We start from the raw sequence: 2198 nt of genomic DNA, 5'->3' as shown, positions 1-2198 counted from the left end.
CAAGCATCTGAAGGGCGATCTGGCAAAGTATGTACGCTTTATAGGAAAGATAAAGGTCAAAGGAAAAGAGTTTCCGGTGAGTATTTATGAATTGTTCAATGGAGACCCCAGCGACATTAGCGACTTGAAACTTAAAACGAAAGAGGACTTTGAAAGGGCTGTCCGCCTGAGAGACAGCCATGACTTTGATGCCGCTCAGCTGGGTTTTAAAAGAGTGCTGTCAGATTTCCCAGGGGATAAAACCACACAAATTTATCTCAGTAGATTCCGCAAATCAGAGAAATGATAAGCGATAAGAGATTAGTCTCTTATTGGCAAATCGATTCAACGAAGATAATCTGACAAAAAATCAGTGGCCAGCAAACCGGCAGAAAGTTCCTTGTGATGAACCATCAGGCCCTTCAGCAATATTTTCCGTCCCCAATCCAGAACTTCCGTACACAAGACGTAATCATAATAGGGAGAGTCTCTGGAGCTGTCCCTTTTGCTCACTTCCTTAAAAAGGAGCTCTAGATTCTGTGCCAGGCTGACCCGTTCGTCTTGAGTTATTTTCAGTTTGATAGTGACGATTCGTTCATCATCCTCCTGCTTTTTACGCCGGATTATTTCCGAAAGATCCCCCAGGGTGTATTCCCTGATTTGATCCACATTAAAAATGAAGGCGGCACAATCGGCCAGACAATAGAGGAGCTCCCGCCTTTGATTCATGGATTCGGGGAGGATTTTTCTGATTTTTTGAGGGGGAGTGAGTCCCTCTCCCTCGTCATCCCGGATATGGAAATCAAGAATATTCAGGGCTTCAACACTGCTGATATACTCTTCGAAAGACTTCTCAACCTTAGGATCGGGGAGAAAGAAGTATTTCTCCCCTTTGAGTGCTCCCAACACCTTCTTGGTATCCAGATATCCAAGCTCACGGTATTTATCCAGGAAAGAACGGCTGAAATCAAAGACCCAGCCCATGTTGATTGAATTCTTGATATAGATGGTTTTACTGCCGCTGATACTGGGTTTTTTGTTTATGCCCATCCCTGAAATATCGACAACAATGATATTCCTGTAGCCCCGGGATCTGGCCATCTCATAGGGCATGTTATCCACCACACCGCCATCAATAAAAGATTTCCCATTGATCACGGTCTGTTCCAGCCCGGGGAAAGCGGCACTGGCCATAAGATAATCCAGAACAGATCCCTGGGGCATATCCTCGAGAAACACATACTGGGGCTTAAAGTCTGAGATATTGAAGGTGACGACTCCCAGATCATTCCCGGACTGCCGGATGGCCTCTTCACTTAGATTGCTTGCCAGCAACTCTCTTAAGGGTGAGACATCAATCCCTTTTTTTTCGATCACACTATGATAGAACTTCCTGAAGGAGGCCCTGTTGGCTTTTCCAATCCTGATCACTCCCTTTTCCAAAAACTCATCGGGAATTTTCATGATAAAGTCAGCACCAATCTTGTCTCCAATATCTTCAAGCGCCCGGGTCTGTCCCTGAGCCAGGAATCCGGCCACGATGGCACCTATGGAATTTCCGATGAAGGCATCCACTTCAATTCCAAGCTCACTCAAAGCCTTCCAGGCACCCAGGTGATAGACACCCTTGGCTCCTCCCCCACTCAGGACAAGGCAGTACTTTTCCTTCTGCCGATTTTTGAACATGATCGTACCTCTTCATATTCATTATGCTGAGTTATTAGAATGTTGCAATAAATTTTTCAGGCACTGATAACTCTCAACCTTCTTATCTTTTCCGGGAAATATTGAAAGTAGTCACAGTTCACCCTGGGAGACAGCTTTGATTTCTTCATTTCTGCAATAAAGAAAGAAGAAATCATTTCTGCTGTAATGCCCGTATGATCATCCAGCAGAAATGTATGATAGGGATCGGCTTTATACGGGAACTGATCCACATCTCGGAAAATCTCGGCAGCATCTTGTTTCAGATGATAGAGGCTGCTTCCCCTTCCCCAGCCGCTGGCTTTGAGCATTCTGGTATTCAGTCTCTGCTCATATTGCCCTTTTTGCGGAAGAGCCAGAACCGGCTTTTTTAAAAACAGAGATTCTGATAAAAGCTGTTGACCTGCCGGCGCAATAACAGCGGCACAACCGGCAAGTGTACTGATAAAATCATTTTCCTTATCAGGAAAATAACGAAATTCCTGATCCGGGAATCCAGACAAAATGGATTGCAC

Annotated in this window: 3 protein-coding genes; 1 reads left to right on the top strand and 2 read right to left on the bottom strand. The window is 45.0% G+C overall.

Annotated features, from left to right (window positions below):
- Nucleotides 1-286: hypothetical protein (locus PF479_RS06585; protein ID WP_298003838.1), on the top strand; the 286-nt coding region annotated here is incomplete at its 5' end.
- Nucleotides 287-324: 38 nt separating this feature from the next.
- Here PF479_RS06585 and PF479_RS06580 read toward each other — a convergent pair.
- Entirely contained in the window at nucleotides 325-1665 is a 1341-nt protein-coding gene (locus PF479_RS06580; RefSeq protein ID WP_298003835.1) for a patatin-like phospholipase family protein, read from the bottom strand.
- Nucleotides 1666-1721: 56 nt separating this feature from the next.
- On the bottom strand, nucleotides 1722-2198 hold a 477-nt coding region (locus PF479_RS06575), incomplete at its 5' end, for a glycosyltransferase family protein (RefSeq protein WP_298003833.1).

It is taken from the genome of Oceanispirochaeta sp. (assembly GCF_027859075.1).
Classification (GTDB): Bacteria; Spirochaetota; Spirochaetia; order DSM-2461; family DSM-2461; genus Oceanispirochaeta.
Note: the sequence above shows the minus strand (reverse complement) of the source record. Positions and strands in the feature narration are given on the sequence as shown.